The 26,182-nt window shown below is 70.1% G+C and carries 18 protein-coding genes; 7 read left to right on the forward strand and 11 right to left on the reverse strand.

Annotation, left to right across the window (positions count from 1 at the left end; genetic code table 11):
- On the reverse strand, positions 1-456 hold the full coding sequence (locus EAO76_RS15710) for a VOC family protein (protein WP_148836562.1): 456 nt from the start codon (positions 454-456) through the stop codon (positions 1-3).
- A 177-nt stretch (positions 457-633) separates the two neighbouring features.
- Between EAO76_RS15710 and EAO76_RS15715 the strand changes: the two genes are divergently transcribed.
- Positions 634-1,701, forward strand: coding sequence for a Dyp-type peroxidase (locus EAO76_RS15715; RefSeq protein ID WP_148836563.1), 1,068 nt, complete (start codon positions 634-636; stop codon positions 1,699-1,701).
- A 101-nt stretch (positions 1,702-1,802) separates the two neighbouring features.
- On the opposite strand, the gene EAO76_RS15720 is transcribed toward EAO76_RS15715, so the two are convergent.
- Both EAO76_RS15720 and EAO76_RS15725 read right to left on the reverse strand, forming a co-directional pair.
- Positions 1,803-2,201 carry an SCO4402 family protein gene (locus tag EAO76_RS15720; RefSeq protein ID WP_148836564.1) on the reverse strand — a complete coding sequence of 133 codons (399 nt, stop codon included), beginning with the start codon at positions 2,199-2,201 and terminating at the stop codon, positions 1,803-1,805.
- Positions 2,191-9,297, reverse strand: coding sequence for a polymorphic toxin-type HINT domain-containing protein (locus EAO76_RS15725; RefSeq protein WP_187438639.1), 7,107 nt, complete (start codon positions 9,295-9,297; stop codon positions 2,191-2,193). The genes EAO76_RS15720 and EAO76_RS15725 overlap by 11 nt, the downstream gene beginning before the upstream one ends.
- Before the next feature lie 323 nt (positions 9,298-9,620).
- Here EAO76_RS15725 and EAO76_RS15730 point away from each other — a divergent pair, with 323 nt between their 5' ends.
- Together EAO76_RS15730 and EAO76_RS15735 are read left to right on the forward strand one after the other, a co-directional pair.
- Complete coding sequence (locus tag EAO76_RS15730; RefSeq protein WP_148836566.1) at positions 9,621-10,826, forward strand: mannosyltransferase family protein; 1,206 nt, start codon at positions 9,621-9,623, stop codon at positions 10,824-10,826.
- A gap of 124 nt (positions 10,827-10,950) precedes the next feature.
- Positions 10,951-12,210 carry an NAD(P)/FAD-dependent oxidoreductase gene (locus EAO76_RS15735; protein WP_148836567.1) on the forward strand — a complete coding sequence of 420 codons (1,260 nt, stop codon included), beginning with the start codon at positions 10,951-10,953 and terminating at the stop codon, positions 12,208-12,210.
- 71 nt (positions 12,211-12,281) lie between these two features.
- On the opposite strand, the gene EAO76_RS15740 is transcribed toward EAO76_RS15735, so the two are convergent.
- Positions 12,282-12,521 (reverse strand): hypothetical protein, encoded by a 240-nt coding sequence (locus EAO76_RS15740; protein WP_148836568.1) that lies wholly within the window; start codon positions 12,519-12,521, stop codon positions 12,282-12,284.
- Between the two features lie 773 nt (positions 12,522-13,294).
- Here EAO76_RS15740 and EAO76_RS15750 point away from each other — a divergent pair.
- A complete protein-coding gene (locus EAO76_RS15750; protein ID WP_148836570.1) occupies positions 13,295-14,839 on the forward strand; it encodes an acyl-CoA carboxylase subunit beta in 1,545 nt (514 codons plus the stop codon).
- 77 nt (positions 14,840-14,916) lie between these two features.
- Here EAO76_RS15750 and EAO76_RS15755 read toward each other — a convergent pair whose 3' ends face one another.
- Positions 14,917-16,554, reverse strand: a complete 1,638-nt coding sequence (locus EAO76_RS15755; RefSeq protein WP_148836571.1) for a VWA domain-containing protein — start codon at positions 16,552-16,554, stop codon at positions 14,917-14,919.
- A gap of 74 nt (positions 16,555-16,628) precedes the next feature.
- Positions 16,629-17,840: an AAA family ATPase gene (locus tag EAO76_RS15760; RefSeq protein ID WP_262375500.1), complete on the reverse strand. Its 1,212-nt coding sequence runs from the start codon at positions 17,838-17,840 to the stop codon at positions 16,629-16,631.
- Positions 17,841-18,379: 539 nt separating this feature from the next.
- On the opposite strand from EAO76_RS15760, the gene EAO76_RS15765 reads away from it, so the two are divergent.
- Positions 18,380-19,312, forward strand: a complete 933-nt coding sequence (locus EAO76_RS15765; protein WP_148836573.1) for a helix-turn-helix domain-containing protein — start codon at positions 18,380-18,382, stop codon at positions 19,310-19,312.
- A complete protein-coding gene (locus EAO76_RS15770; protein WP_148836574.1) occupies positions 19,309-20,151 on the forward strand; it encodes an XRE family transcriptional regulator in 843 nt (280 codons plus the stop codon). Before EAO76_RS15765 ends, EAO76_RS15770 begins: the two co-directional genes overlap by 4 nt.
- Before the next feature lie 293 nt (positions 20,152-20,444).
- On the opposite strand, the gene EAO76_RS15775 is transcribed toward EAO76_RS15770, so the two are convergent.
- From EAO76_RS15775 to EAO76_RS15790, 4 genes are all read right to left on the reverse strand, one after another.
- A complete protein-coding gene (locus EAO76_RS15775; protein WP_148836575.1) occupies positions 20,445-20,639 on the reverse strand; it encodes a hypothetical protein in 195 nt (64 codons plus the stop codon).
- An 84-nt stretch (positions 20,640-20,723) separates the two neighbouring features.
- Positions 20,724-21,617: an SDR family oxidoreductase gene (locus EAO76_RS15780; RefSeq protein WP_148836576.1), complete on the reverse strand. Its 894-nt coding sequence runs from the start codon at positions 21,615-21,617 to the stop codon at positions 20,724-20,726.
- Positions 21,614-22,609: an alpha/beta fold hydrolase gene (locus tag EAO76_RS15785; protein WP_148836577.1), complete on the reverse strand. Its 996-nt coding sequence runs from the start codon at positions 22,607-22,609 to the stop codon at positions 21,614-21,616. The genes EAO76_RS15780 and EAO76_RS15785 overlap by 4 nt, the downstream gene beginning before the upstream one ends.
- The gene (locus EAO76_RS15790; protein WP_148836578.1) at positions 22,606-24,180 is read right to left on the reverse strand and encodes an NAD(P)/FAD-dependent oxidoreductase; all 1,575 of its coding nucleotides are present in this window, start codon (positions 24,178-24,180) and stop codon (positions 22,606-22,608) included. The genes EAO76_RS15785 and EAO76_RS15790 overlap by 4 nt, the downstream gene beginning before the upstream one ends.
- 168 nt (positions 24,181-24,348) lie before the next feature.
- Between EAO76_RS15790 and EAO76_RS15795 the strand changes: the two genes are divergently transcribed.
- Positions 24,349-25,020, forward strand: coding sequence for a MerR family transcriptional regulator (locus EAO76_RS15795; protein WP_148836677.1), 672 nt, complete (start codon positions 24,349-24,351; stop codon positions 25,018-25,020).
- 180 nt (positions 25,021-25,200) lie between these two features.
- On the opposite strand, the gene EAO76_RS15800 is transcribed toward EAO76_RS15795, so the two are convergent.
- Positions 25,201-25,947 (reverse strand): hypothetical protein, encoded by a 747-nt coding sequence (locus EAO76_RS15800; RefSeq protein ID WP_148836579.1) that lies wholly within the window; start codon positions 25,945-25,947, stop codon positions 25,201-25,203.
- Positions 25,948-26,182 lie beyond the last annotated feature (235 nt).

Consider the following 26,182-nt stretch of genomic DNA (forward strand, 5'->3'; position numbering starts at 1 on the left):
CTAGACGACGTCGAACTCGTTGCCCTCCGGGTCCTGGAGCAGGACGGCGTACTGCCCCATGTCCGGCTCGTCCGCGATCCGAACCACACCGGCCCCGGCCTCGACCAGTCTCTCCACCGCGGCGGTGACCCGCTGCGTGCGGACCTCCAACGGGACGTCGCGCCCGCCGCCGACCTTCAGGTCGAAGTGGATGCGGTTCTTGATGGTCTTGGGTTCCGGAACCTGCTGGAACCACACCCGCGGCCCCCGCCCCGCGGGATCGATGATCGACTCCGGTATGTCCCCCGCACCCGCGGGCAGCTCCTCCTCGGGCACCCCCATGGCCGCCCAGTAATCCCGCCACGTGACATGACCGGCCGGCGGGGGTTCGGGCACGTACCCCAGAGCCTCGCTCCAGAACGCCACCATCCTCTGCGGATCGGCACAGTCGATCGTCAGCTGCACGGTCATCTCCATGCCCCGAGCCTGACAGACACCTCTGACATCCACCCCGGACCGCCCTCGCGAGAGGCCCTGGACTCGGGCTCCGGGCACAACTGTCGCGGACGCGCTTCGGTTGACAAGATGAGAAGTCGATGAAGCAGCAGGCCCATCGAAGCGAGCGAGGTCGAAGTGATACGACGCAGGAACTTGATGGCTTCGGGCGTGGCGGTTGCTTTAGCAGGTGGGGGCGCGGCTGCTTACGGCCTGACAGGCAAAGGCACCGCAGGGGACGGTGCCGGCTCTGACGACTCCGCCGACATTCCGGTCCAGCTGCGCAGACTTCTGCCGGAAAAATACGTGGCGTTGATCTCGCTCGACGTCGGGCGGTCACGTGGCGCGCTGAGAGAACTGGTGAAACGGTTTCGTACTGCCGCCGATCCGGACACATCCGTGGGGTTCGCCCTCGGGGCGACACTTTTCGGATCCGAGAAGTCGATTCCTCGCCAACTCAAGGAGATGCCGCACTTCACCGGCGACCTGCTCGACCCCGCCATGTCGCACGGAGACATTCTCGCCCACGTCGCGAGCGAAAAGGCCGCGGTGATACAGAAGACCGTTGAGCGCATCAGGAACACCACCTCCCCGCACTGGACAGTTCGGTGGCACATCAATGGCTCCCGTCCCGCCAACCGGGTCGAGGACGGCAGGGGCCTGTCCCGCAACCCGTTCCACTTCACCGAGGGCTTCGGCAATCCGGGCACCGAGAGGGAATCCCTCGACCGTGCACTCACTTCTGCCGATCAGGACGAACCCCAGTGGGCCGTGGGCGGCAGTTACCAGGTCGTGCGCATCGTTCGTTTCGCGACCGACCTGTGGGACAAGGACTCGGTACGAGAACAGGAGCGGATCATCGGCCGCCGACGCGACGGGGGATGGCTCGACGGCACCCCGGCCGGCGAACAGCCCAACTTCGCGGCCGATCCCACCGGCAGGCTCACCCCGCTTGATTCACATGTACGCCTCGCAGCCCCCGACCGCCGCACTCCTCCACCGATCGTGCGGCGCAGTTACAACTACGACCGGGGCAACGACGACACGGGGATCATCTTCTCCTGCTTCCAGCGGGACTTGGCCCAAGGATTCGAAGCAGCCCAGAAACGCCTGGAAGGGGAACCCCTGGCGAAGTACTTGCTGACCACGGGCGGCGGATACTTCTTCGTTCCCCCGTCCGGCGACAAGTGGATTGACACGCTCAGTCAGGGGCTTGCAGATCGTTGACGTGATCCACCTTCAGCCACAGTGCGGACAGCAGCAGAGCTCGCCGCCCAACCCGAACATGTCGACCCTGCTCCGAAACAGAGCGTAGAGCTCGCCACGATTCAGGAGCAGTTGCGCGTCCGCCACTTCTCTCCAGGAACATTACCCATGACCTTCAAGGCTTCACGTGCCGCTGCGACGACATCACCCCACCCTTGAGAATGAATCATCTCCGCGTCGCTTGACGCAGAAGAAGACAGAACGAAATCAAGCGAGGAGTTCAGTGCGACCATTGCAGAGACTTCCTCATCATCGATAAGGACGTACCCCAGCCTTCCGGTCGGTTCAGCCAGGACACCCGAGTCGTCGAAGAAATCCAATGCCTCATCAAGGCCAGAGACATCTGGCACCCGACTCACCCAGTTCCCCTCTTGCCAGTCCCGATCACCCAGTTTGACCAGCCAATCAATCAACTGACTCCGCACCCAAGGCGTCTTAAGATCATGACCCTCATGGGGCATTCCAACTCCTCCATGTCTGCCACTCACTGAGCGGGACGTGAGCTTCCGCCGGGTAATCCTGTATCCGCGCATTAGGCGGCAGAAGCTCGCCACCACGCCCCACAATTCTTCCCTTGGAGTTAATCACCACGTGATCAACTTGCTGGGTTCCCCATTGGGAATTGAAGTCCCCCCTGTCGATACGAACACTATCTTGCCCCTTCGGAGCACGCCACACAAAGCCCTCCTTATTTGCATTCTTTCTGAATTTACTCGTCATATTGGGGCCAGACCAGCCGCTCGGAATTTTTCCACTCCCATGCGGGAACCATCCGGGACCAATTCCCAGGCAATTCGAGTTGTGAACGAGTACCGGCGTGGCCCCCGCCAGCACGTAGTACGTATGGAAGTCCGCGACGGTGAGGTTGTAGACCGTGGTGGATTTGGTGCGGTGGGTGACCGCAGTGATCTGTACCCAGGTGCCACTGCTCGTCCGGAGCCACTGGCCGGCGGTGAGTTCGTCGGCTTCGACCCAGCGGTTCAGGGCGGGGACCCAGAAGGGGTGGCCGTCCGTGGCCGTCAGGGAGTGGGACGCACCCGTGTCGAGGGTGATGTCGACCAGTTGTTTGTCGCCCGTGCCCTTGATCAGGGCCGTGACCGGGCGGGGGCCGGTTTCGCCGGTTTCGGGGTCGGTGGCCAGGACCTCGTCGCCGATCCGAACGTCCTTGATCGGTTTGCGGGTGCCGTCCGCGAGGAGAACGGGGGTGTCCGAGGTGAAGCTGTTGCCGGCCTTGCGGCACTTGCCCAGGGACGCCCACTTGGACGCGCCCCCGGCGCCGAGCATGCCGGTCGCACAGCCCATGGCCGCGGAGACGCCGACCTGGCCCCAGTCGACCTTGCGGCCCGACAGGCGTTGGCCGAGCCAGTCGAGGCCGGCTTCGGAGAGACCTCCGAAGACACAGCCCGCGAGCAGTGGGCTGTTGCCCGAGGGGTCGGTGTAGGTGGTGGGTGAACTGAGCGCGTACTGGTAGAGGTTGGTGCCACCCGCGTGCCCGATCGGGTCCTGGGAGATGAAGCGGCCGGTCTCGGGGTCGTAGTAGCGGTTGCGGTAGTACAGGAGCCCCGTTCCGTCGGACTCGCGTCCGGTGAAGGTGTAGGGGTTGGAGGACGCGGCGCCCGAGGTCGTGGACTGGCCGTTGGGGTCGTAGGTGTAGCGGGTGGTGACCGTGCCGTCGGTGTCGGCCAGGCCGACGACCGTGCCCAGCGCGTCGGTGAGGTAGATCTGCGTCGCGTTGTTCTCGGTGCGGGTCAGGTACTCGTCCAGGCCGGACGCCGCGACCGTGGCCGTTTCGGCTCCCGCGGCGTCCTGTTCCACCAGCGGGTTGGAGCCGTCGGTCAGGAACTTCTTGGTGGCGTCACCGAGGGTTGTGGTGGCGCGTGTGCCCAGTGCGTCGTACGTGAACAGGCTCGAAGCCCCGCCGGTGGCAGTGAGTCCGGACAACTGGCCGCGGGCGTTCCAGGTGTAGGTGCGTTTTCCGTCGGTCTTGAGCCGGCCGTCCGCGTCGTAGGTGAAGGAGCGGCCGTTGAAGGTGGTGAGCCGGTTGTCCTTCCCGAACACCGCGCCCGTCTCTGCCGCCGGAAGCGCCACCGAGGCGAGACTGCCGGACAGGCCGGTCTGGAGGCCGCGTACGTCCCTCGTGTAGGAGAGGTCACCGATGTCGGCCGCGCCCTTGGTGTAGCCGATGCTCTTGATCGTGCCCGTCTTGTCCAGGGTGGTGGTACGGGTGATCCCGCCCGGCAGTGCGGCGGTCTTCTCGCGGCCCACCGCGTCCAGGCCGAAGGTGACCGTCTGGTCCCCGGAGGCGATGGAGGTGAGGATGTTCGAGGTGTCGTAGCCGTAGAGCGTGGTCTTCCCGGCTGCGGTCATCTCCTTGCGCCGGTCCGCCGCGTCGTAGACGTAGGAGACCGTGCCGGTGGGTCCGGTGACCGTCTTCGTCCGGTCGTACTCGTCGTATCCGAGAGTCTGTGTCCCCGCCTGGGTGTCCGTGATCGTCTTCGGCAGGTCGACCGCGTCGTAGGCGTAGGTGACGGTGGACTCGGCCGTACCGGCCACGTTCACGCCGTATTTGGTGTTCTTCGCCCGTCCCAGCAGGTCGTACTCGGTGGTGGCGACCTGGCCCGAGCGGCTGGTCACCTTCGCCAGGTTGCCGGCGGCGTCATGGGCGAACAGCGCCTGTGCTCCCAGCGGATCCGTCGCCGACTCGGCCCGGTCCGCGTTGTCGTACGCCCAGACGGTGGCGTTCTGGCGGGCGTCGGTGAGGGTGGTCAGGTTGCCGTTCTCGTCGTAGTCCAGAGCGGTGACCTGGCCGAGCGGATCGGTGATCCTGCGGGTCTGGTTGAGGGAGTCGTACGTGAGCGTCGTGCGGGATCCTGCCGCGTCGGTCAGAGCGGACGGCCGTCCCGCCGCGTCGAGGAACTGGCCACTGGTGCGGCCCTCCGCGTCCTTGACCGACACCATCTCACCGTTCAGATAGGTGTACTCGGTCACCGCCTCGGAGGCGTCGGTCACCGTCTTCACCTGCCCGTCGGAGGTGTAGGTGAGAGTGGTTTCCCTTTTTTCGGGGTCGGTCACCTTCCGCAGGTCGCCCACGGCGTCGTAGCCGAGGGTGGTGGTGTTGCCCAGCGGATCGGTGAGGGTGGTGGGCTGGTCGTACGGACCGTCGTAGACCGCGGTGCCGGACTGGCGTGCCTGTGGCGTACCCGCGAGTTCCGTGGTGCGGGTGACGTATCCGTTGGCGTCGTAGGTGAATTCGGTGCGACGGCCGTACGGGTCGGTGACCGCGTCCACCCGGTGGCGGGGTCCCCGGTGGTACTGGGTGGTGCGGGCCAGGGTGCTGCCGTGCGCCCGGGTGTCCTTGACTCCGTAGCCGTCGGCGTCGAACTCGACCCGCCTCAGGGAGCCGCCGGGCTGCGTGACCGTTGTGGAGGTCACCTTGCCCGCGCCGGTCAACGTGTACGCGAAGGTGTACTTGGCGCCTTCGGTGAGCGTCTGCTCCTTGACCCGCCCGCTCTCGTAGACATTGGACATGTAGGTGATGCCACGGGCGTCCACCGCTGTCTTGATGCGGTTGGACGTGCCGTCGTACGTGTAGCGGCTGATCTTGCCTGCCGGGTCCTTGACGGTGGCCAGGCGGCCGGTGGTGTCGTAGGTGTACTCGGTCGTGCGGCCCGCGTTGTCCCGGACCGATGAGACGCGCTTCTGGGTGTCGTAGGCGAGGGAGATCCAGCGGCCGCCGGGGGTGTAGATCTGCGTGATCTCGCCCTTGTCGCCGGCTCGCGTCAGCTGCACGGCGTTGCCGTGCCGGTCGCGTATCTCCTTCAGGGGCGCGTACTGGGGGAAGATCCAGGTGGTGCCGTCACGGAACTTCATGTGCCACGCCCTGTCGCCGCCCCACACGATCTTCGTGCCGTGGTATCCGGACGGGGTTCCGACGGGTTCGAAGACCGCGTCGGCGTAGCCCGTGCCGGGCGAGGTGCGTACGAAGGGCACCGACTGACCGCCGGGCAGGTACAGGTCGACCTGTTCGTACTGTTTCTTCGAGTGCAGGAAGACGTTGTAGGAGAGGTCGCGCCCGATGCCGAAGGCGCGGGTTCGTGTGTCGCCCTGCCAGTAGGTCCGGGTGATCTCCGCAGAGCCACGGGAATCGGACACGGCCAGGTCGGTACGCGAGTCGGTGAGCATTCCGGTGGACAGGTCGACGGGGTCGCCGGACAGCCAGTCGAAGGCGTCCTTCACCCACGGCAGGTCCCAGGGAAGCCAGTCGGGGATGTTGAACATCGCGCCGTGAAAGGCCCAGACCCGTGTCTTGGCGTCGGGCACGACCTGGCGGCCGTCCTCGGACACCTTCCCGTGCCCGTAGACGTACCAGCCCTTCTTCTTCGGGTCGTAGTCCATGAACTCCACGCGGGTGCCGGGGGCTTCGCGTGTGTAGTTCGGATAGATGACCTGAGCGCCCTTGGGAAAGACGTACGTGCCGCCCGGCTGCACGGTGAAGTACACCGGCACGACGCTGTTCTCGGGCAGCGGGAACGGCGGCCGGTCGATGGGTACGGCGGTGATTCCCAGCTCCGTGACCGGCTTGCCCTTCTCGTCCCGGACCACCGAACCCTTGGGGATGCGGACTTCGAGCCCGGGAATCTTCGGGGTCCTCAGCACGACGTCGGACTTCGCCGGGGCGGCGAAGCGCACCGTGTTCCTGGTGTCGAGGGGCGTCATCCAGACCGGGAACCCGAGGTCGACGCTCTGACCGCGCTTCGGGCCGATGTGTATGTCGAAGCGGCCGTACTGCCGCTTCCTCGTGTTGGCCGTCGAGCCGTCGACCACCAGGGTCTTCGCGTCGGGACTGATGCCGGCCAGCAGGAACCTGCCGCGGGAGTCGGTTCTGGCCGTCTTGTCGCCGACGGAGACGGTGACCTTCGCCAGGGGTTTGCCGTCCAGCTTCAGCACGTGACCGGTCAACGCCGTCCTGCCCGGGGGCGAACGAAGTTTCCGGGGAGCTTCCGGCCCGTCGCCGCGGCCGGTAACCCAGTCCCGGCCGGCTTTCTGCCGCTTGCCGGGCTGCCAGGCGTCCGCCCCCTCGGGAACGATCCCCGCTGCCTTGCTCGTGCCGTCACCGCCGCTCGCCGCGGCGGCGGATCCGTCCTTGAGACCGAGAGTGATCTGACCGGTCGCCGGGCCCACCGGCTCGACCACCAAGGTGTACGTACCCGGGGCGAGGGAACCGAAGGACGCAGAGAGAGTCGATTTGGGCAGGTAGGCGAAGCCTCGTTTCTCCCCTGCCGAACCAATCAGCGTCGCCATCCAGTCGAACGGTGACGGTGCCTCGATCTCGAGGTCGGGTTTGGCCCCGTTCTCCGACTCGACCGTGAAGGTGAAGTAGGCGTGCACGTACGGCTGGGAGATCACCGCCGTCTGCTTGGCACCGCCCAGCGTCAGCGTTCCGGCGTTCACCCCGGGCACCCTCGATGCGGTCACAGTGCCCGCGGTCGTGCGCAAGGGCTGGACCAGAAGCAGATGTGTTCCCTCGGGCAGGGGCGTGGGAAGAGCCACTCCGGCCTCTCCCGATGTTCCACCGATGTATCCGGCGCCGTTCACGACCTGGCCGTCGGGGGTGACTCTTGCGATGCTGCCGCCCTGCATGGCGTTCGGGCCGGACAGGACGACCGAGATCCCACTGCTGTCCGCGGCGAGGACGGGAACGATGAGCTGCTGCCCCGGCCGTGTCAGTTCCGTTTGTGTGCTGGGGCTGCTGGTGGTGAGGGGCGCGGCTGTCACCGGAGTCGAGAGCCAGAACTTCATCGACCCGGCGGAGGCCGACTGCGGCTGGAGCACCGCTGTGTAGTCGTCTCCAGGGGTCAGGCCGTTCAGGTGCAGACTGCCGCCACTGTTCGCGGTGACGGTTCCGTACCCTCCGACGAGATTTCCGTCGGCGTCCCGTGCCTGGAGGGACGAACTCATCGGGATGGTCACGTCGGTGACGCCGAGTCCCACGATTCCGCCGGGCGGTGCGGTGAACTCCGCTCGCACCCGTTGCCCACGTCGTACCACCACCGGTACGGATGCGGCGTCCGGTGAAAGGGAGACCTTGATGTCTGCCGACAGCAGAAGTCCCAGTGTTCCTGTGACCCCCGGGTCGGGGTTGACGGTGACGACGTAGGTTCCCGTCTCCGGCAGGTTCCCCAACTCGACCGTTGCGGAAGCTCCGGAGGTGACGCGGGCCCCTCCCAAGCCGACAGTCTCACCGGACGGCGTCCGCACCGTGACCATGGCCGCACCGGTGAAGGTACTGTCGAGCGCACCGATCGAGAGGTAGTCGCCCTTCTGGGCCTCGAAAGCGGCTCGCGCCAGCTGCCCCGGCCTGTTCAGGCTGACCTCGGCAGGCGTCGCGTCGGTCGGTGAGAGCCGGTCGGCCTCCAGGGGCAGAGATGCGGTGACCGTGACGGTCCCCGGCCCCGTGCTTGAGCCGGCCGGCTCGATGACCAGGGAATACGTTCCGGAGACCGGCAGGTCGGTGAGATCCCAGTCGAAGAGTTTGCCGGGACTCACCCGGACGTCATCGAGCTCGACATCCTGGGGAGAGACCATCCGCAGCCGCAGGTCGCCCTTGAACGTCGAGCCGGAGAGATGGAAGCTCAGGAAGTCGCCCGCGTCGGCATCGATCAGCACTCGGGCTCTCTTGTCGGAGGCCGAGATCGAGACCGAGGGCGGATTCTCATCGGTCGGCGACGTACCGACCGTTGTCTCGAACTCGTTTCCCTCCAGGGGGACATCGAAGTAGTCGGGAGCGACCTCCTGACCGCCAGGGGTCTCGACCGTGATCCGCCCGGCCTTGGCGCCTGCGGGGACCTTCACCTTCAGAGCCGTGTCGGTGCATTCGACGACCTCTGCGATCCTGCCGCCGTTGAAACGGACGACGTTGTCCGTCACTTCGGACGCGAAATCGGACCCGGAGAGCACCACTTCCGTCCCCGGCGGCCCGGAGGTCGGCGCATATGAGGTGACGACGGGCTTGCCCTGCGCCGGGGTGAAGGTCTCCGTCGACGTTGCGCTGCCACTGCCGACCGCTACCGAGACCGGCCCCTTGGCCGCGCCTTCGGGAACGGTCACCACCAGCCGGGTGGCCGACGCCGACATGACCACAGCGGTCTTCGTTCCGAACGAGACCGTGTTGGAGGCCGCCGTTGCCGAGAACCCCGTGCCGGAAAGGGTGACGCTCTCGCCCGACGCGGCACGAACAGGAACCAGGGAGAGAACCGACAGGGCACTCGACGCGAAACGGTCCACGCCGAGGCGGTTGCCCGCCGCGTCGTAGCGGTAGCGGGCGGTCTCGCCGTCCGGGTCCGTGACACCGACGAGGCGGGATGCCGCGTCGTAGGCGTACACCGCGTTGTTCGTGGTCGGCTCGGCGGCCGCGAGTGCGGTCGGCCCCGCCGGGCTGCCCACGGGCGTCGAGTCGTCGAGGGTGCTGCCCTGAGTCCGCGTGGCCGCTGCCGATGAGGGAGCAGACGGAGCCGCCTCCGCGGGCACCAGCCCGACCGACAGGGCCAGCCCCAGCATCCCCACCGTGATTGCTCGCCACCGTGTGGACACACCTGTTCCGAACCGTTCGCCGCGCATGCGCACGCCGTCCCTCCCCAGGGCCCCCTCATGAGTCACGAATGACCCACGACACCCACACTTCCCATGCGAGCGGTCACAAGCTACACACAAACTGTCACCACTGAACTGAAAGAGACGAGATCGCGCCAGCACCGAACATCCACAACAGCGCTGCGGGGCACCGGGAGGAGGGAGGAGAACGGTCTGCTCGACGCCATCGTCACGGCCGAGCCACCGGAGCCGCTGCCGTCCGGCGATCGACGACGCGCGATACTTCCGACATGCCCGAGATCAAGGACGTGCCCCTCCCCCGGGCTGCCGCCCCGCGGTCGGATTCCGTGTCCGGTCCGTCGGCGGTCTCGTTCCGCCTCGCCGCGCCCGCGCTGCTGGGTTACGTCGCCGTGCGGTTCGTCGGCGTCGCGCTCCTGCTGATCGGCGGCGCCGCCACCGGCAAGGACGGGATGCACCGGCTGACGGGGCGCTGGGACTCCGTCTGGTACCAGCGGATCGCCGAGCACGGGTACGGGTACGAGATCCGGCTCCCGGACGGCGCCCTCCACTCCGATCTGGCCTTCTTCCCGCTGCTGCCGGCGCTGGAACGGGGGCTGGCCGCCCTGATCCCGCCGCTCGGCGTGGCCGGGGCGGGGCTGGTGGTGTCGTGGCTCGCCTCGCTCGCCGCCGCCTGGGGCATCTTCGCCGTGGGCACGCGGCTGCACGGGCGGCGGACGGGCACGCTGCTGGCCGTGCTGTGGGGGGTGTACCCGACGGCGTTCGTGCAGTCCATGGCGTACACCGAGACGCTGTTCACGGCGCTGGCGGCCTGGGCGCTGTACGCCGTCCTGACCGACCGGTGGATCACGGCGGGGGTGCTGTGCGCGGTCGCCGGGCTGACCCGGCCGGTCGCGGTCGCGCTGATCGCGGCGATCGGCGTCACCGCGCTGTGGCGGCTGGTCGCCGCGCGGCGCGAGGGCGTACCGCTGCGGGCGCACCGGCGGATGGTGGCGGGCGCGTGCCTGGCCCCGCTGGGCTGGCTGGCGTACACCGTCTTCGTGGCCGTGCGCGAGGGGCACCCGTTCGCGTACTTCGACGTCCAGGCGGGCTGGAACAACCGGATCGACGGAGGGGCGGCGCTGGCCGCGTTCGTGGGCGAGCAGTTCGGCCGCAACGTCTTCGCGGGGCTCGGCCTGTGCGCGGCCTTCGCCTTCCTCTTCTGGGTGGTGTGGCTGTGCGTACGACAACGGCCGCGCCAGCCGCTGCCCGTGATCGCCTACTGCGTCCTGGTGGTCGTGATCTCGCTGATCGGGTCCGGCTACTTCGGCTCCAGGCCCCGGCTGATGATGCCCGCGTTCCCGCTGCTGCTGCCCGCCGCGGCGGCCCTGGCGGGTGCCCGGTGGCGGACGGTCCCGGTGGTGGCCGTCGTGGGCGCGGCAGCGCTCGCGTCGGGGGTGTACGGGGCCTTCACCCTGCTCGGTTCCGGGCCTCCGTAGACGTGTGATCGCCGGCTCCTCAGCTCTTCGACTCCTACACTTCGGCATGTGCCTGACAGAAACGGCACCGCACCACTCCCGCTCCACTCCCGTGCACGGCACGAACCGAAGGGACGATCGGCGCATGACGAAGAGCGAGAGCAGCGGGCCCGGCGACGCGGGGCACGACTACGACGTCGTCATCAGCGGCTCCGGCCTCGCCGGCAGCGCCGCCGCGATCCTGCTCGCCCGGCGCGGTGTCCGCGTCGCGCTGCTGGAGCGCCGCTCCGACCCCGAGGCGTACAAGGTGCTGTGCACCCACTCCATCACGGCCAACGCCCACCCGGTGCTGGACGAGCTCGGCCTCGTACCCGACCTCGAAAAGGCCGGGGCCGTCCGCAACGACGCCCGCTGGTACACCCGCTGGGGCTGGATCGAGCCGAACGCCGCGCACCCGGGCCCCGAGCTGCCGCACGGGTACAACGTGCGGCGCAGCACCCTCGACCCGTTGATCAGGGCCCGTGCGGCCGATACCCCCGGCGTCGAACTGCTCACCGGCCACCGTGTGACCGGGCTGGTCCAAGAAGCCGGGCGGACGGTGGGGGTGCGCGCGGCGACGTCGCGGGGCGAGCGCGAGATCCGGGCCCGGCTGGTGATCGGCGCCGACGGCAAGGACTCGGCCGTGGCGAAGTTCGCCGGGATACCCGCCGAGCAGTACGAGAACGCACGGTTCGGCTACCTCGCGCACTTCCGCGACCTCCCGCTGCGCGGCGGGATCGGGCAGACCTGGTTCCTCGAACCCGACATGGCGTACGCGTTCCCGAACGACGACGGGGTGACGGTCCTCGCCGTGCTTCCCGACAAGAAGCGGCTGCCGGCCTTCAGGGCGGACCCGGAGGGCAGCTTCCTCGACTTCGTCCGCGCCCTGCCCGAGGCACCGCCCGTCGACTCCGCCGAGCGCGTCACGAAATTCATCGGCACGGTCGACTACCCGCTCCACAGCCGCAGGCCGGCCGCCCCGGGCATCGCGCTCATCGGTGACGCCGCCCTGACCGGCGACCCCCTGTGGGGCGTGGGGTGCGGATGGGCCCTGCAGTCCGCGAAGTGGCTGGCGGAGGCGGTCGCCCCGGCCGCGGCCGGCCGGGGCGACGACCTCGACAGGTCGCTCGCGACGTACGCCCGCACCCACCGGCGCCGGCTGAGCGGTCACCAGCGCCTGGCCGTCGACTACGCCAGGTCCCGCCCGTTCAACCCCATGGAACGGCTGATGTTCTCGGCGGCGGCGCGCGACGTGTCGATGGCCCGGCACATGTACCTGTTCGCGGCCCGCCTGATCGGTCCGCTGCGTTTCCTGAGCCCGTCGGCGGTGGTCAGGGCCCTGGTCGTCAACGCCAGGCACCGCTGACGGCGCTCCCGCGCGCTTCCCCGGGCCGGTCACGCGTGGCTCCCGCCGGTCCCGGGGCCGGGCGGAGCGTGTCAGCGGCGGGCCCGCCACGTGGAGAACAGGCCCACTCCGACGCACGTCACCGCGGAGAACGCCTCCGGTCCGGCAACGGTGAAGACGGTGCAGGCCAGCACGATGAGCACCACGAGCGCGGCCAGGTCGAGGCCCCGCTCCCGCGTCGCGGGAGACGGTCCAGCAGGAGGAGGGACCGGAGTGGTGGGGACCGGAGTGGAAGGGGCCGGGGTACCGGAGTTGTCCTTGTTCTGTGTCATGTCACGAGCACACCCGACAACGGGGCCCACGCCGCCATGGAACGAACGATCCCGACGCAGACCGATCGGCTCCGGCCAACGGCGGACACGCGGCGGATCCGGCCGAACACCGCCCCGTCCGGCGGGGTGTTCGGCAATGTTCGGCGTGTGCGCGATCTCCTAATCTGGAGAGGTAACGGCACGGAGGGGGAGGGCAGTTGATGCAGGGGTCCGATGAAGACGGCCGTCCCCGCAGGGAGTTCGAGGACGGACTCGCCGCCTTCGCGGCCGATCTGACCGTCCTGAGGATCGAGTGCGGCAATCCCTCCTACCGGCAGATCCAGGCCCGGGCGCCGAAGGGCCGTCCGCTGTCCGCCTCCGCGGTCAGCGAGGTGCTGAGCGGCAAACGGCTGCCGGGGCTGGACTTCCTCGTCGCCCTGGTGTGGACCCTGCTCGCCTTCGACGACCTGAGCAACCGGCCCGTCCGCAGGGACGACCCACGGCTTCAGGAATGGCGTTCCCGCTGGAAGACGCTCCAGATCCTGCGCACCCGGAACAGGCGCGCCCAGGGAACGGACGCCGAAACCGCGGACCCGGAACGCGCGGAAGCGGAACGTGCGGAGGCGGCTACCGAAGACGCGGAGGCAGTCCCCGAACCCGGCCCCGAACCCGGCCCCGGTCCTGAACCCGAGCCCGAACCCGGTCCCGAGCCCGACGCCGCACCGGCCGAGGAGCCGAAGCAGGCGAAGGAACCGAAAGAACCGAAGCAGCCGAAGCAAGCGGGCACGACCGAAATGCACGGCCGGATCGCCGAACTGCACGAGATCAAGGAGCGGGCCCGGCGCGGCCCCGGCGCACGGGCAACCGCGGCACAGCACGCCAGGGGAAAGCTGACCGTACGCGAACGGCTCGAACTCCTGCTGGACGAAGGCTCCTTCACCGAGATGGAACCCTTGCTCCAGCACCAGGCCCAAGGATTCGGCCTGGAGAAGAAGAAGCCCTGCACCGACGGCGTGGTCACGGGGTGGGGAACGGTGGACGGACGCACCGTCTACGTGTACGCCCACGATTTCCGGATCTTCGGCGGGTCCCTCGGCCGGGCCCAGGCAGCCAAGATCCTCAGGGTCATGGATATGGCGATCGCGGCGAAAGCCCCTCTGGTGAGCCTGCACGACGGAGCCGGGGCCCGTATCCAGGAGGGCCTTCCCGCACTGGTCGGTTACGGGGAGATCTTCCGGCGCAACGCCCGGGCCTCGGGCGTGATCCCGCAGATCAGCGTGGTACTCGGCCCCTGCGCAGGGGGTGCCGCCTACTCCCCGGCGCTGACCGATTTCGTGTTCATGGTCCGGAACAGTTCACAGATGTTCATCAGCGGCCCGGACGTCGTGCGGGCCGTCACCGGAGAGTCCGTCACATGGGACGGGCTGGGGGGAGCCGACGTCCACGCCTCGGTGTCCGGGGTGGCCGCCTTCGCTTACGACGACGAGCGGACGTGCATACGACAGGTCCGCCGCCTCCTCTCCCTGCTCCCGTCCAACAACGGGGAGGCACCACCACGGATACCGCCCACCGACAGCAGGGACAGGCGCTGCGAGGCCCTCCCGAACCTGGTGCCGGCCGACGGCAATCGTCCGTACGACGTGTGCGGGGTGATCGAGGAAATCGTCGACGACGGCGACCACCTGCAAGTCCACCAGTCATGGGCCCCGAACCTGGTGTGCACGCTCGCGCGCCTGGACGGCCGGGTCGTCGGTGTCGTCGCCAACCAGCCCCAGTACCTCGCGGGGGTACTGGACATCCAGGCGAGCGAGAAAGGGGCACATTTCGTCCAGCTCTGCGACGCCTTCAACATCCCGCTGATCACTTTGCTCGACGCTCCGGGATTCCTGCCCGGCCTGGACCAGGAGCACGGCGGTCTGATCAGACACGGTGCCAAGCTGCTGTACGCCTACTGCAACGCGACCGTGCCGCGCGTCCAGCTCGTCCTGCGCAAGGCGTACGGGAGTGCCTACCTGCTCATGGACTCCCGTTCCGTCGGGGCCGACCTGTCCTTCGCCTGGCCCACCAACGAGATCGCGGTGATGGGCGCAGAGGGGGCGGTCGAGGTCGTCTTCCGGAGCCGGATCGCTGCGGCGGACGACCCCGGGGCCATGCGCAGCCGTCTGCTCAGGGAGTACAGGGACGAGCTGATGCACCCCTACTACGGCGCCCAGATCGGAATCGTGGACGACGTCATCGACCCCGTGGAAACCCGCATCGTTCTCATCCGCTCGCTCGCGGCGCTTCACGCCAAGCAGGCCGACCAGCCGTCCCGCAAACACGGAATTCCGCCCGTGTGAGGAACCGCTCCGCACCCGCTCCCCGCCCGCTCCGCACCCGGGCCGCCCGTGCCACCCGGGCCGTCGCGCCCGGCCCGTCAGATCACGCGGAAGAGGTCGGCGGCGGCGCGGACGTCGGTGAGGTCCTCGACGGAGCGGAGGTTGTCGCACAGGGCGTCCAGGACCGATCCCTCCTCGGCGGCGGGCGGGGCGTCGACGGCGATGCCGAAGACGCGGAAGCCCAGCCGGTTCCTGGCCTCGTTCCAGCCGCGCGTCCACTCCTCGGTGACGTCGCACTCGTCGTCGGTGAGCAGCACGATGTCGCCGCGGGCGCGGGCGGTGTCGTCGAACTCCTCGGCCAGCAGGTCGGCCGCCGCGCTCAGGGGCGTCTGGTAACTGGTGCCGCCGCCGAGGAAGGACTCCGCGAAGTCGACGACGCGGTCGATGTCGGCGGGCCCGTCGGCCGGGAAGCGGAAGACCTGGAGCCTGTCGGCTGCGGAGAACAGAATGCCGACGAAATCGCGCCGGGCGTGGCGGGCCTGGTCCAGCAGGGCCAGGGCGCACGCCTTGGCCCACGCCTCGCGGGGGACTCCGCCGGGCCCCGTCCCGTACATGGAGTGCGAGGTGTCCACGCACGCGACGACGGCGCCCTTGCCGGTGCTCTGTTCGCCCCGGCTGTCGTGGATCATCAGCTCCCCGGCGGCGTAGCGGGCGGCGAACACCGCACGCAGCTCGGGCAGGCCGAGGTTGGCCAGTTCGGAGGGGACGACGCGGGTGAGGTCGTCGCCGAGGGTGACGCCGACCAGTTCCCCGGCGGTGTTCTCCACCTTGCGGGCGCGTTCTCCGTCGGCCATCTGCCGGAAGCGGCCGATCAGTTCGGCCCATCGGGCGAGCCGACCGGTGCGCAGCCGCTCGGCGAGCCGGGCACGCCGGTCGAACGGCATGCGCTCCAGCTCGCCGGGAGCGACCCCCCACGCCCGCATCAGCGCCGCCTCCTCCCGTACGGTCCCGGCGGCCCGTGCCACGGCCTTCCGTGCGGCGGTCCGGACGGCGGGGGCCGCCGCCGCGAGGGCCTGCTCGGCGTCCCGGGCGGCCTGCCGGGCGGCGGCCCCGGCGATCTCGGCGGCCCCGACCGCCCGGCGGACTGCGTCGGCGGCCGGGGCGGGCACGGTGCCGTCCCCACCCGCCTCGTCGGCGGCCCACCGCAGCGCCTCGCCCACGGCGTCCACCGCGTCCTCGGCGTCCTGCCGGGTCCTTCCCGCCCGCTCGGCCCGTCGCCGGGCGTCCGAGGAGCATTCCAGCAGCCGGCGCAGTTCGGTGGCCTGGGCGAGCACGGCCATGGCCGCGGCGTAGGCGTCACCGGTCGTCTCCCGGCGCAGCCCGGCGAAGTCCGGGGACTCCATCAGCGCGGCGACGATCCGGTGGTCGGTCAGCCGGGAGGGGTCCATCTCCGCCCGGTCGCGCAGCCTCGGGACGGGCTGGTGGGCGGCCAGGAACACATCGGACAGAAGCTCGGCGGCGTACGCGTGGTACCCGCTCAGCTCCCGGACCAGCTCGCGCAGTCCGGCCGACCGGTCGCAGGTGTCGCGCCAGACGATCCGCTCGAACCGGTCCGCGATCACGGCCGTGGTGTGCCGCTCGACGGACTCGGCCGACGTGGCTGACGGGACCGACGCGGCTGACGGGGCCGACCACTTCCCGGCGCGGAGCCTCAGCTCATCGAGTCTGCCCGGCATGCCGTCCACTGTCCTCGCCCCCGATGCCTCAGAGTTCGTCCTGAACCTGCTTCAGAGCTCGTCCTGAACCTGCTTCAGATTTCGTCCTGCACCGTGCTCGCGTCCATGCCGAGGGCCTCGGTGAGGACGCGGGTGCGAAGGGCGCGCCGGCGGCCGATGACCCGGTCGATGGCGGTGGTGGAGCGGCCGGCCGCCGCCGCTTCCCCGCGCAGCTCCTCCAGCCGTTTCCCCGACCTGGCGAGCTTGTTGTGGGCGTTCTTGATGACCCAGTCGCTCAGCGCCTCGCGGGACTGCCCGGCCATGGCGTCGAGCTGGGTCTCCAGCTCGTCGATGACGTCGGACAGGTCGAGCGCCTCCTTGGCGTCGGGGTTGACCAGGTGCAGCACCTCCCGCTCGACGGTCGGGCGCTGGGCGGGGGAATCCCACAGCACGTGGGTCAGCACCGACAGGTCGGACGCGGAGACCGCCGGGCGGCCGTCCAGGTACGCGGACGCCTGGAGCAGGCCCACCGCCTGCCGCCAGCGGCGGTCGGAGGCGACGAGTTCCTTGCGGCGCAGGGCGGCCCGCAGCGTGCACACCGCGTCCACGATCGGGTCGGGGACGTCCACGGCCGGGACGGACACGGTCACGGCGTGCTGCAGCGCGGCCAGTTCGACGGTGGTCCGGGCCGGTGCCTCCGGGCTGCGGACGGCGGAACGGATCAGCGCGGCGAAGTTCGACGGGTCCGTCAGGTACCCGACCTCGATCCGCACCAGCAGCCGGTCGTAGATCGCGGCCGAATCCTCCCCGCCGGGCAGTTCGTTGCTCGCCGTGATCGCCCCGATCAGGGGGCAGCGGATCGGCTCGCCGCCGCTCTCGGGGTGGTAGATCCGCTCGTTGAGGTAGCCCAGCGTCTCGTTCAGCGCCGCCGTGGAGCACTTGAAGATCTCGTCGATGAACGCGATGTGCGCGGTCGTGGCGCGACCTTCGTAGATCTGGCGGTACTCGCCCCGGGTCAGCGCGGCGACGTCCACGGGACCGAACATCCTCGTCGGCGCGGTGAACTTCGACAGGAGGATCTCCCAGTAGGACGCCCCCTCGATCCGGCCCGTCAGTTCCCGGGCCAGCTCGGACTTCGCCGTTCCGGGCGGGCCGAGCACCAGCGAGTGCTGTCCGGCCAGCAGCGCCACCAGCAGCGTCCGCACCACGTCGGCCCGCTCGTAGAAGCGGTCCGACAGCTCGTCACCGATCGCCCGCAGCCGCCCGGCCGTCTCCCGCGCGTCCCACCCGTCGCACGTGTCCTGCACGTCCCGGCCATCACGTGCGTCCTGTAAGTCCCGGCCATCGCACACGTCCTGTACGCCTCGGTCATCCCGTGTGTCCTGTACGTCCCGGCCGTCCCGCGTGCCCCGTGCACCCCGGTCGTCCCGGATGTCGCGTGCGTCCTGTGCGCCCATGTGCTCGACTCCCTGCCGGGACGCCCTGTCGGGCCGGAAACGGTCCTGTGCCCGAGCAAGATAACCCGGGGCCCGGCAGGCTCCCCGCCCCGGCCGCGCGGCCGACCGGCCGGTACGAAGTAGACCCCCGTCCTTCTTCGCACCGGCCTCCGGCAGCAGCCCGGTCCCGGGCTCGGCAACGACTCTGATGCGCCAACTTCCGCATGGCCAGACCTGCTGGACGATCTGGGTCGGCGTGGGACGTTTCATGCTCTGACCTGCTGGGACGCACCTTGCCAAGGTGCGTTCGTGGGACGATGGTCCGTGGCCGACACGCCACGACTTCTCCTGTGTGGCCCCGATGCCTCACTATTTATGGCATCGGCCGGAAAGCATCGGGGGGAAGCCGCATGCCGCGATGGAAAGAGCTGCCCGCAGAGATCTCCAGCAGCGAACGCCAACTGCTCGTCCAACTGCGCAGGCTGAAGGACCACAGCGATCTGAGCCTGGCCTCGCTGGCGGGCCGGACCAGTTACAGCCGTTCCTCATGGGAGCGGTACCTGAACGGGAAGAAGCCCGTACCGCGCAAGGCCGTCGAGGAACTGGCCCGGGTCTGCGGCACGGAGCCGACGCGCCTGCTCGTGCTGTACGACGTCGCCGAGCGGTCCCGTCCCAGGACGACCGCGACCGGGCGTACGGACGACTCCTCGTCGGCGTCGCCGGAGTCCGCGCGGCCTCTCGAACCCGCCCGGGAAGCGGATCCGGAGCCGGAACCGGAGCCCGGACAGGAACGGGAGACGGCCTCGGCCACTGCGCCCGAGCCCGAGCCGGGGCCGACACCGACGCCGATACCGGAACAGCGACAGTCGGATTCCCGGCGGGCGGAGTCCCGGCCGTCGGATTCCCGGCGGCCGGGCCGCACCGTGCCGTTGGGGTGGCTGGTCGCCGCGGTGGTCCTGGCCGTCGCGGTGTCCTTCGGGGCCGGACTGCTGACGGCGCGGGCCTGGGACGACGACGCCCCGGCGAAGAAGAAGACCGGACCCGTGGCGGCCGGAACGGGGTATCTGCGCGGCCAGACCTACGAGTGCGCGGTGCAGCGGAAGGATGGCAGGCTGCGGGCGGGTCACAGCGACACCCGCGAGATGCTGCTCGACATCAACAGCACCGGTTTCGACGTGGTGGAGGCCCAGTGCCTGCTGCGTGAGAAGGGCTTCGACCCCGGCGTCTTCGACGGGCTGTACGACGAACGGACCAAGGGGGCCGCGAAGAAGTTCCAGCAGGCCCGCCACCTGGTCGTCGACGGCATCATCGGCCCGGACACCTGGAGGGAGCTGCGCAGATGACTGCTTCCACCGTGGGCGGTCAACTGGCGGAGGAGCTGCGGGGCGTCAAGGAGCGGTCCGGGCTGAGCCTGGCCGCGCTGGCGGCCCGTACCCCGTACAGCAAATCGTCCTGGGAGCGGTACCTCAACGGGAAGAAGCCCGCACCCCGCCAGGCCGTCGAGGCGCTGTGCGCGCTCACCGGGACGCCGCCCGGTCGGCTGCTGGCCCTCTGGGAACTGGCGGACGCCGAATGGAGCGGCCGGGCGCGGCCCGTGTCCGCGCCGAAGGCCCCGGACGAACCGGCGGAGGCCGAACCGGAACGCCTCGCCGCCGCCCCGTCCGCCCCCGCCGCCCGTGCGGGCGTGCGGCGGTGGGCGGTGGCCGCGGCCGTCGCCGGGGTGGTGGCGGCCGGGCTGGCCGGCACCGCGTTCCTCGGGGCCGGGACCGCCCGCCCCGGCACGGAGCCGGGCGACGGGCGGCCCCGAGCCGTCACGGAGCCGCCCGTGCGCAACCCCGGGTGCAGGGCCGACGGCTGCGAGGGCAAGAACCCCGTGGCCATGGGCTGCGGCGGGGCCGGGATGATCACCACCCTCGCCACCCACACCGCGTCCGGCGGGCGGCGCCTGGAGCTCCGCCACGCCGCGCTGTGCCGCACCCTGTGGGTGCGCACCACGGGGCTGCGGCCGGGCGACCGGGTCGAGCTGTCCCTGTCGACCGGGCGCACCCAGCAGGTCACGGCCACGGGAGGCCGTGACACCGGGCAGTACCTGGCCACCCCGATGGCGGCGGGCGACAGCGGGGCGGGCACCCGGATCTGCCTGGAGGTACCGGGCAGCCGCCCCGAGTGCTTCACCGGCTGACCCGGGGAATCGGGGACCGGGGGAACCAAGGACCCCGGGACCAGGGAAACCAAGGACCCCGGGAATCGGAGACCAGGGGACCCCGGGAACCAAGGACCCGGGGAACCAAGGACCCGGGGAACCAAGGACCCGGGGCGTTCCCGGCCCCGCCGTACGCATGCCGAAAGGGTGCACCCGGTCTCCCGGACGCACCCTTCGACTCGACGGAGCGACGGACACGGACCATGCGCGAAGTCGCCGAACGACATCACGACGTCAGCGGTCGCCGAACACGCCGACAGTCAGGAGCGGCGTCAGCGGTCGCGGCGCTCGCGGATGTCGTCCGCGGTGTCCCGGGCCGTGTCACGGCCCTGCCGCGACGCCTCCGAGGCCCGCCCGGACGCGTCCTGCGTCCGCTCGCGGCCCTCCTCCCGGCCCTCGTCCATCTTCCGCTTCGCCTCGTCGGCGAGCTGCTGCGCCTTGTCCTTGAACTGGTCTGCGATGCCCATGCCGTTCACTCCTCGTGAGTTTGTGGGGGCGGTCCGTGAGGACCTCGTCCAGCGTCGCAGCCCCCCGCACCCACCGCATGTCGATCAGTCACTCTGCGTGCGCGCCGCCCTCGCGTCCTGGTCCGCCGCGCCCCCGGCGCCCACCAGCCCCTTGCCCACGCCGTCCAGCCGCGACCCGAACTTCCGGACCTCCCGCTGGCCGACGACGCCTATCACCGAGGGCAGGTAGCCCCGCACGGACTGCATCCCGCGCAGCCACCACTGCGCGTACACGTGCGGGGAGCGGCGCTCGACGCCGGCCACGATCCGGTCGACCGCGGGGCCCAGCGGGTAGGTGCGGTTCGCCGGCCAGGGCAGCCGCTGCCGCAACTCCCGCATCACGTCGTCCTGGTCGGCGCCCCGCACCATGTCCGTGTCGGTCCAGGAGAGGTAGCCGACCCCGACCTTCACCCCGCGGTAGCCGACCTCGGCCCGCAGGCTGTGGGCGAACGCCTCCACGCCCGACTTGGACGCGCAGTACGCGGTCATCATCGGGGCCGGGGTCATCGCGGCGAGCGAGGCGATCTGGAGGAAGTACCCGCGGCTCTCCATCAGCACCGGCAGGAACGCCCGCCCCGTCACCGCGCCGCCGATCAGGTTGACCTCGATGACCCGCCGCCACGCGTCGGGGTCCGAGTCGACGAACGGACCGCCCGCCGCGACCCCGGCGTTGGCGACGACGACGTCGACCTTCCCGAACCGCTCCTTCACCTCCTGGGCGACGCGTGCCATCGCCTCGTGGTCGGTGACGTCCGCGAACCAGTGGTCGCTCTCCGCGTGCAGCCGCTCGGAGACCTTCTTCAGCTCGTCCGGCTCCAGGCCCACCAGCGCGAGCTTCGCGCCGCGCGCCGAGAGCTTGCGGGCCAGCAGCTCGCCCACGCCGCGCGCCGCGCCCGTGACGACGACGACCTGTCCTTCGAGACTCCGCCTGCCGCTCATGCGACCTCCTCCTTCTCGGCCGTGCCGTCCGTGTCCGCGCCCGTGCCCGCGCCCGCGCCCGGGTGCGCGGTGTCCGTTCCCGTCGCCCCGCCCGCCGGGAGGTACACGGCGACGAGTTCCCGGATCCGCTCCGTGACCGCCTCCGGCGCCTCCACCGGCGTCATGTGCCCCATCCCCGTCAGCTCGGTGAGCCCCAGGCCCTCGGGCAGTGCCGCCGCGATCGCCCGCGCGTGCCCGAGCGGCGTCAGCCGGTCCGCGGTGCCCGCGATCACCGCCGTGGGCACCCGCAACTCCCGTACGCCCGCGTCGAGATCGAGGTCCGCGAGGACGTGCCCCCAGGCGGCCCTGGCCTTCCTCGGGCACGCGTGCACGATCCGGGCGCAGGTCTCCACGCGCTCCGGGGCCGACCCCGCTCCCATCGTGGCGTACTTGAGCACCCGCCGGGTAATCGGAGTGACCGGTCCCAGCGGGGCCGACGCCACGAGGATCGCGCGGTGCAGCCGGGTCCGTACCGCTCCGGCCCGCATCGGCACCACGACCGACTCGGCGGCCAGCCGCGAACTCCCGGTACTGCACAGCAGTACGGCGGCGGCGTGCTCGCGCAGCCCGGCGCGGTGCGCGGCGGCCATGATCGTCATGCCGCCCATGGAGTGCCCGGCGAGCACGGCCTTCTCCCCCGGTGCGAGGGTGGCGGCCAGTACCGCTTCGAGGTCGTCGGCGAGGGCGTCGGTGCCGTATCCGCCGCGGTCGACCGCCGGCGAACCGCCGTGGCCCCGCTGGTCGTAGACGACGACCCGGTGGTCCGCCGCGAGGGCCCTGGTCTGCGCGTCCCAGAAGCGGGTGCTGCACGTCCAGCCGTGCGCGAGGACCACGGCGGGGGCCCCGTCCGGGCCGTGCACCTCGACGTGGATGCGGGCGCCGTCGGCGGAGCGGACGGTGAGTTCGCGCGCGGGCACCGGCGGCGCGCCGTCGCGCCGCAGCAGCCGGCTCATCCCGCGACCTCCTCGGCGACGGCCTTCCCGGCGGGCTTCCCGGCGGCCGGCTCCTGCGCGCCGCGCTGCTGCCCGACGGTCGGCGCGGCCGGCTGCTTCGGCGCCCGTACGACCTCGTACTCCGAGAGGTCCACCGACCGCGTCAGCTTGCGGAACTCGGCGGTGGTGCCCGGCCAGACCGTGGTGTTGCGCCCGTTGGCGTCCAGGTACCAGCTGTTGCAGCCGCCGGTGTTCCACACGGTGCGCTTCATCCGTTCCTGGACCCGGCGGTTCCACACGCCGAGCGCCGAGGGCCGCGCGTCGAGGGCGACGCGTCCGCCCAGCACGTTCAGCTGGCGCAGGTAGTCGGCCATGTAGTTCAGCTGGGACTCGATCATCAGGATCATCGAGGAGTTCCCGAGACCGGTGTTGGGGCCGATGATCGTCATCCAGTTGGGGAAGCCCGAGACGGTCGCCCCGCGCAGCGACTGCACGCCGTCCTTCCAGGACTCGGCGAGCGTGACGCCGTCCGCGCCCACCACCCGCTCGGCGATCGGCATGTCGGTGACGTGGAAGCCGGTGCCGAAGACGATCGCGTCGACCTCGGCCTCCGTACCGTCCGAGGCGACGACGGTGGAGCCCCGCACCTCGGCCAGGCCGGAGGCGACCACGTCCACGTTGGGCTGCGCGAGCGCCGGGTAGTACGCGTTGGAGAGCAGGATGCGCTTGCAGCCGATGCGGTACGAGGGGGTCAGCTTGGCGCGCAGCTCCGGGTCCTTGATGGACCGCGCCATGTTGGCCTTGGCTATCTTCTCGACCAGGCCCAGCTCGCCGGGGTGCTTGGTGAAGGCGCTGACCTGCAACTCCCGTATGCCCCAGAGCAGTCCGCGGCGGGCGGTGCCGGTGGCGGGGACCGCGCGGTGCAGCCAGCGCTCGGCGCCGCTGATCTTCCGGTCCATGCGCGGCATGACCCAGGGCGGGGTGCGCTGGAAGAGCGTCAGCCTGCCGACCTCGGGCTGGATCGCGGGCACGATCTGGATGGCGGAGGCGCCCGTGCCGACCATCGCGACGCGTTTGCCCGCCAGTTCGGCGTCGTGGTCCCAGCGGGCCGAGTGGAAGACCTTGCCGGGGAAGTCGGCGAGACCGGGGATGTCCGGCATCTTCGGGTCGGAGAGCGGGCCGCTCGCGGAGACGACGAAATCGGCGGTGATCGTGACCCCGTTCGCGGTCTCGATGACCCAGTGCAGCGCGTCGCGGTCCCAGCGCATGATCGTTACTTCATGGCCGAACCTGATGTGCGGGCGCAGCCCGAAGGTGTCCGCGACGTGTTCCAGGTAGGCGCGGATGTGCTTCTGCCCGGAGAAGGTGCGCGGCCACTCGGGGTTGGGCGCGAACGAGAACGAGTAGAGGTGGGACGGTACGTCGCAGGCGCAGCCGGGATAGCTGTTGTCGCGCCAGGTGCCGCCGACGGAGTCCGCCCGCTCCAGGACGACGAAGTCGGTCATGCCTTCGCGGCGCAGCCGGACCGCGGCCCCGAGGCCCCCGAATCCGGATCCGATCACCGCCACCCGTACGTGCTCGTGCTGGGCCATGCTGCCGCCTCCCGCGGTACGTCACACGACTCTGCCAGCAATCACTGGCATTGTTGGGAGAGTAGAACAGCTCCGTACCGATGGGTAGGGGTACGGAGCGGGAAAGTTACCGGCGGTACAACATAGGGTTCGGCTGTGGCTGAAGGACGCGAGCACCGCGAATACCGCATGGAGGAGCTGGCCAAGGAAGCCGGCATCCCCGTGCGGACCGTGCGCTTCTACCGGGAGCGCGGGCTGATCTCGCCGCCCCGCAGGGAGGGGCGCATCGCCTGGTACGACGACCACCACCTGGCCCGGTTGCGCACCATCACGGGCCTGTTGGAACGCGGTCACACCCTCACCGGGATCGCCGATCTGGCCCGCACCTTCGAGAGCGGCCGGGACGTCGCCGAGGTGCTGGGCCTGGGCGAGCCGACCGAGGAGACGCCGGTCCGCCTCACCCCCGAACAACTGGCGGACTACTTCCAGGACGAGACCAGCGCCGAGAACCTCGCCACCGCCCTCGACCTCGGCTACCTCGCCACCGACGGCGACGAGATCGTCCACATCAGCCGCCGCCTGCTGGACGTGTCGTCCGAGCTGGTGCGGGAGGGCGTACCGCTCGCCACGGTGCTCGCGACGGGGCGCCGGGTCCGCGAGCACGCGGACGCGCTCGCGGAACTCTTCGTGAGCGTCCTGCGGGAACACGGCGACGAGGCCGAACCGCCCCAACTCCGGCCGCTGGCACGAGCGGTGATGGACGCCGAACTGTCCATGGCACTGGACCGGCGACTGCGCCGGGAGAGCCGGGAGAGCCGCGGGGAGAACACCGGGGAGCAGCCTCAGGCCCCCGCCCCCTGAGGGCCGGGCCCCTCACCTCTGGGTCCCGGCCACCGGCCGCCGCCCTTGATCTTGATCGCACGCCGGAATACTGCCCGGTCCGGACCGCCCCGTACGCCCTCCAGTTCGTACGATCTCCTGTTCGCACGATCCACCGTTCGAAGTCCCCGGCCCCGGCGCGCGGCGGGCACGGGGCGGCCCTCACGCCCCGGTGTTCACGGCGGGCCAGCCATAGGCCCCGTAGTAACCGATCCAGTACTTGATGCGTTCGGCGATCGCCTGATTGGGATAGTTGTCGGCACTCAGGTAGGTGGCCCGCTGCTCATCGCTTCCCAATATCGCCGGGAAAGCGGCCCTCGCGAGGTCGGCCACCGTGTTCAGGACCAATTCGTTCGACGTGTCCGCGCGAATTCCGGAATGGTAGAGGTCGATCAGGCTCACTTCGAACGTCCCCACGTTCTCCCGGTAGGAATTCGCCTCCCTGCCCTCGGTGGGGATCGCCTGCCGCTCCTCCTCGGGTATGGCCGAGACATTCCCCTCCCACACCTGGTAGTTGTCGTCCCCGATCGGAACGGCCGTTATCTCCGCCGTCTCCAGGACGCGGTACCTCCGGAGCAGCTCCTGGTCCACCTCGGCGGCCAGCGTGTGGTCGCGCATCCCGTGCGCCGGGCCCTGTCCCGCTCCACCGCCGCGCAGGGCCCGCATTTCCTGGTGGGACATCTCGCTGGTGCCGCCGGGCGGGGCCGGGAACCCACCACCGTAGGCTTCCTGCGGCCGGCCGTTCCGGTCCGGATGGGGGCTGATGGGCCCCTTGACTCCCAGCACGAGGGTGAGGTTGTCCTCTTTCCAAGGAATGAGGTAGTGCTTCACCTTTTCGTTCGCCCGGCCCTCCGAGGGCGCCTGCAAATACTTTCCGTGCTTCCTCACCGCGTATTCGTTCTCGGTCACCTGCTCCGCGGTCGGATTGTTCCCCTGCTTGTTCCTCCCCATCGGATTGAACCCCCCGCCCGGCGGCACCAGCGAGATGTCCCACCAGGAAATGCGGGCCCTGCGCGGCGGTGGAGCGGGACAGGGCCCGGCGCACGGGATGCGCGACCACACGCTGGCCGCCGAGGTGGACCAGGAGCTGCTCCGGAGGTACCGCGTCCTGGAGACGGCGGAGATAACGGCCGTTCCGATCGGG

Source organism: Streptomyces sp. sk2.1, from assembly GCF_008120935.1.
Classification (GTDB): domain Bacteria; phylum Actinomycetota; class Actinomycetes; order Streptomycetales; family Streptomycetaceae; genus Streptomyces.

Excerpts from the sequence above, each read along its gene's own strand:
- EAO76_RS15710 (WP_148836562.1), bottom strand. The coding sequence starts at position 456 with ATGGAGATGACCGTGCAGCTGACGATCGACTGTGCCGATCCGCAGAGG.
- EAO76_RS15780 (WP_148836576.1), bottom strand. The coding sequence starts at position 21,617 with ATGAGCGGCAGGCGGAGTCTCGAAGGACAGGTCGTCGTCGTCACGGGC.
- EAO76_RS15725 (WP_187438639.1), bottom strand. The coding sequence starts at position 9,297 with ATGCTGGGGCTGGCCCTGTCGGTCGGGCTGGTGCCCGCGGAGGCGGCT.
- EAO76_RS15755 (WP_148836571.1), bottom strand. The coding sequence starts at position 16,554 with ATGCCGGGCAGACTCGATGAGCTGAGGCTCCGCGCCGGGAAGTGGTCG.
- EAO76_RS15750 (WP_148836570.1), top strand. The coding sequence starts at position 13,295 with ATGCACGGCCGGATCGCCGAACTGCACGAGATCAAGGAGCGGGCCCGG.
- EAO76_RS15715 (WP_148836563.1), top strand. The coding sequence starts at position 634 with ATGGCTTCGGGCGTGGCGGTTGCTTTAGCAGGTGGGGGCGCGGCTGCT.
- EAO76_RS15770 (WP_148836574.1), top strand. The coding sequence starts at position 19,309 with ATGACTGCTTCCACCGTGGGCGGTCAACTGGCGGAGGAGCTGCGGGGC.
- EAO76_RS15720 (WP_148836564.1), bottom strand. The coding sequence starts at position 2,201 with ATGCCCCATGAGGGTCATGATCTTAAGACGCCTTGGGTGCGGAGTCAG.
- EAO76_RS15785 (WP_148836577.1), bottom strand. The coding sequence starts at position 22,609 with ATGAGCCGGCTGCTGCGGCGCGACGGCGCGCCGCCGGTGCCCGCGCGC.
- EAO76_RS15735 (WP_148836567.1), top strand. The coding sequence starts at position 10,951 with ATGACGAAGAGCGAGAGCAGCGGGCCCGGCGACGCGGGGCACGACTAC.
- EAO76_RS15765 (WP_148836573.1), top strand. The coding sequence starts at position 18,380 with ATGCCGCGATGGAAAGAGCTGCCCGCAGAGATCTCCAGCAGCGAACGC.
- EAO76_RS15730 (WP_148836566.1), top strand. The coding sequence starts at position 9,621 with ATGCCCGAGATCAAGGACGTGCCCCTCCCCCGGGCTGCCGCCCCGCGG.
- EAO76_RS15740 (WP_148836568.1), bottom strand. The coding sequence starts at position 12,521 with ATGACACAGAACAAGGACAACTCCGGTACCCCGGCCCCTTCCACTCCG.
- EAO76_RS15790 (WP_148836578.1), bottom strand. The coding sequence starts at position 24,180 with ATGGCCCAGCACGAGCACGTACGGGTGGCGGTGATCGGATCCGGATTC.
- EAO76_RS15795 (WP_148836677.1), top strand. The coding sequence starts at position 24,349 with ATGGAGGAGCTGGCCAAGGAAGCCGGCATCCCCGTGCGGACCGTGCGC.
- EAO76_RS15775 (WP_148836575.1), bottom strand. The coding sequence starts at position 20,639 with ATGGGCATCGCAGACCAGTTCAAGGACAAGGCGCAGCAGCTCGCCGAC.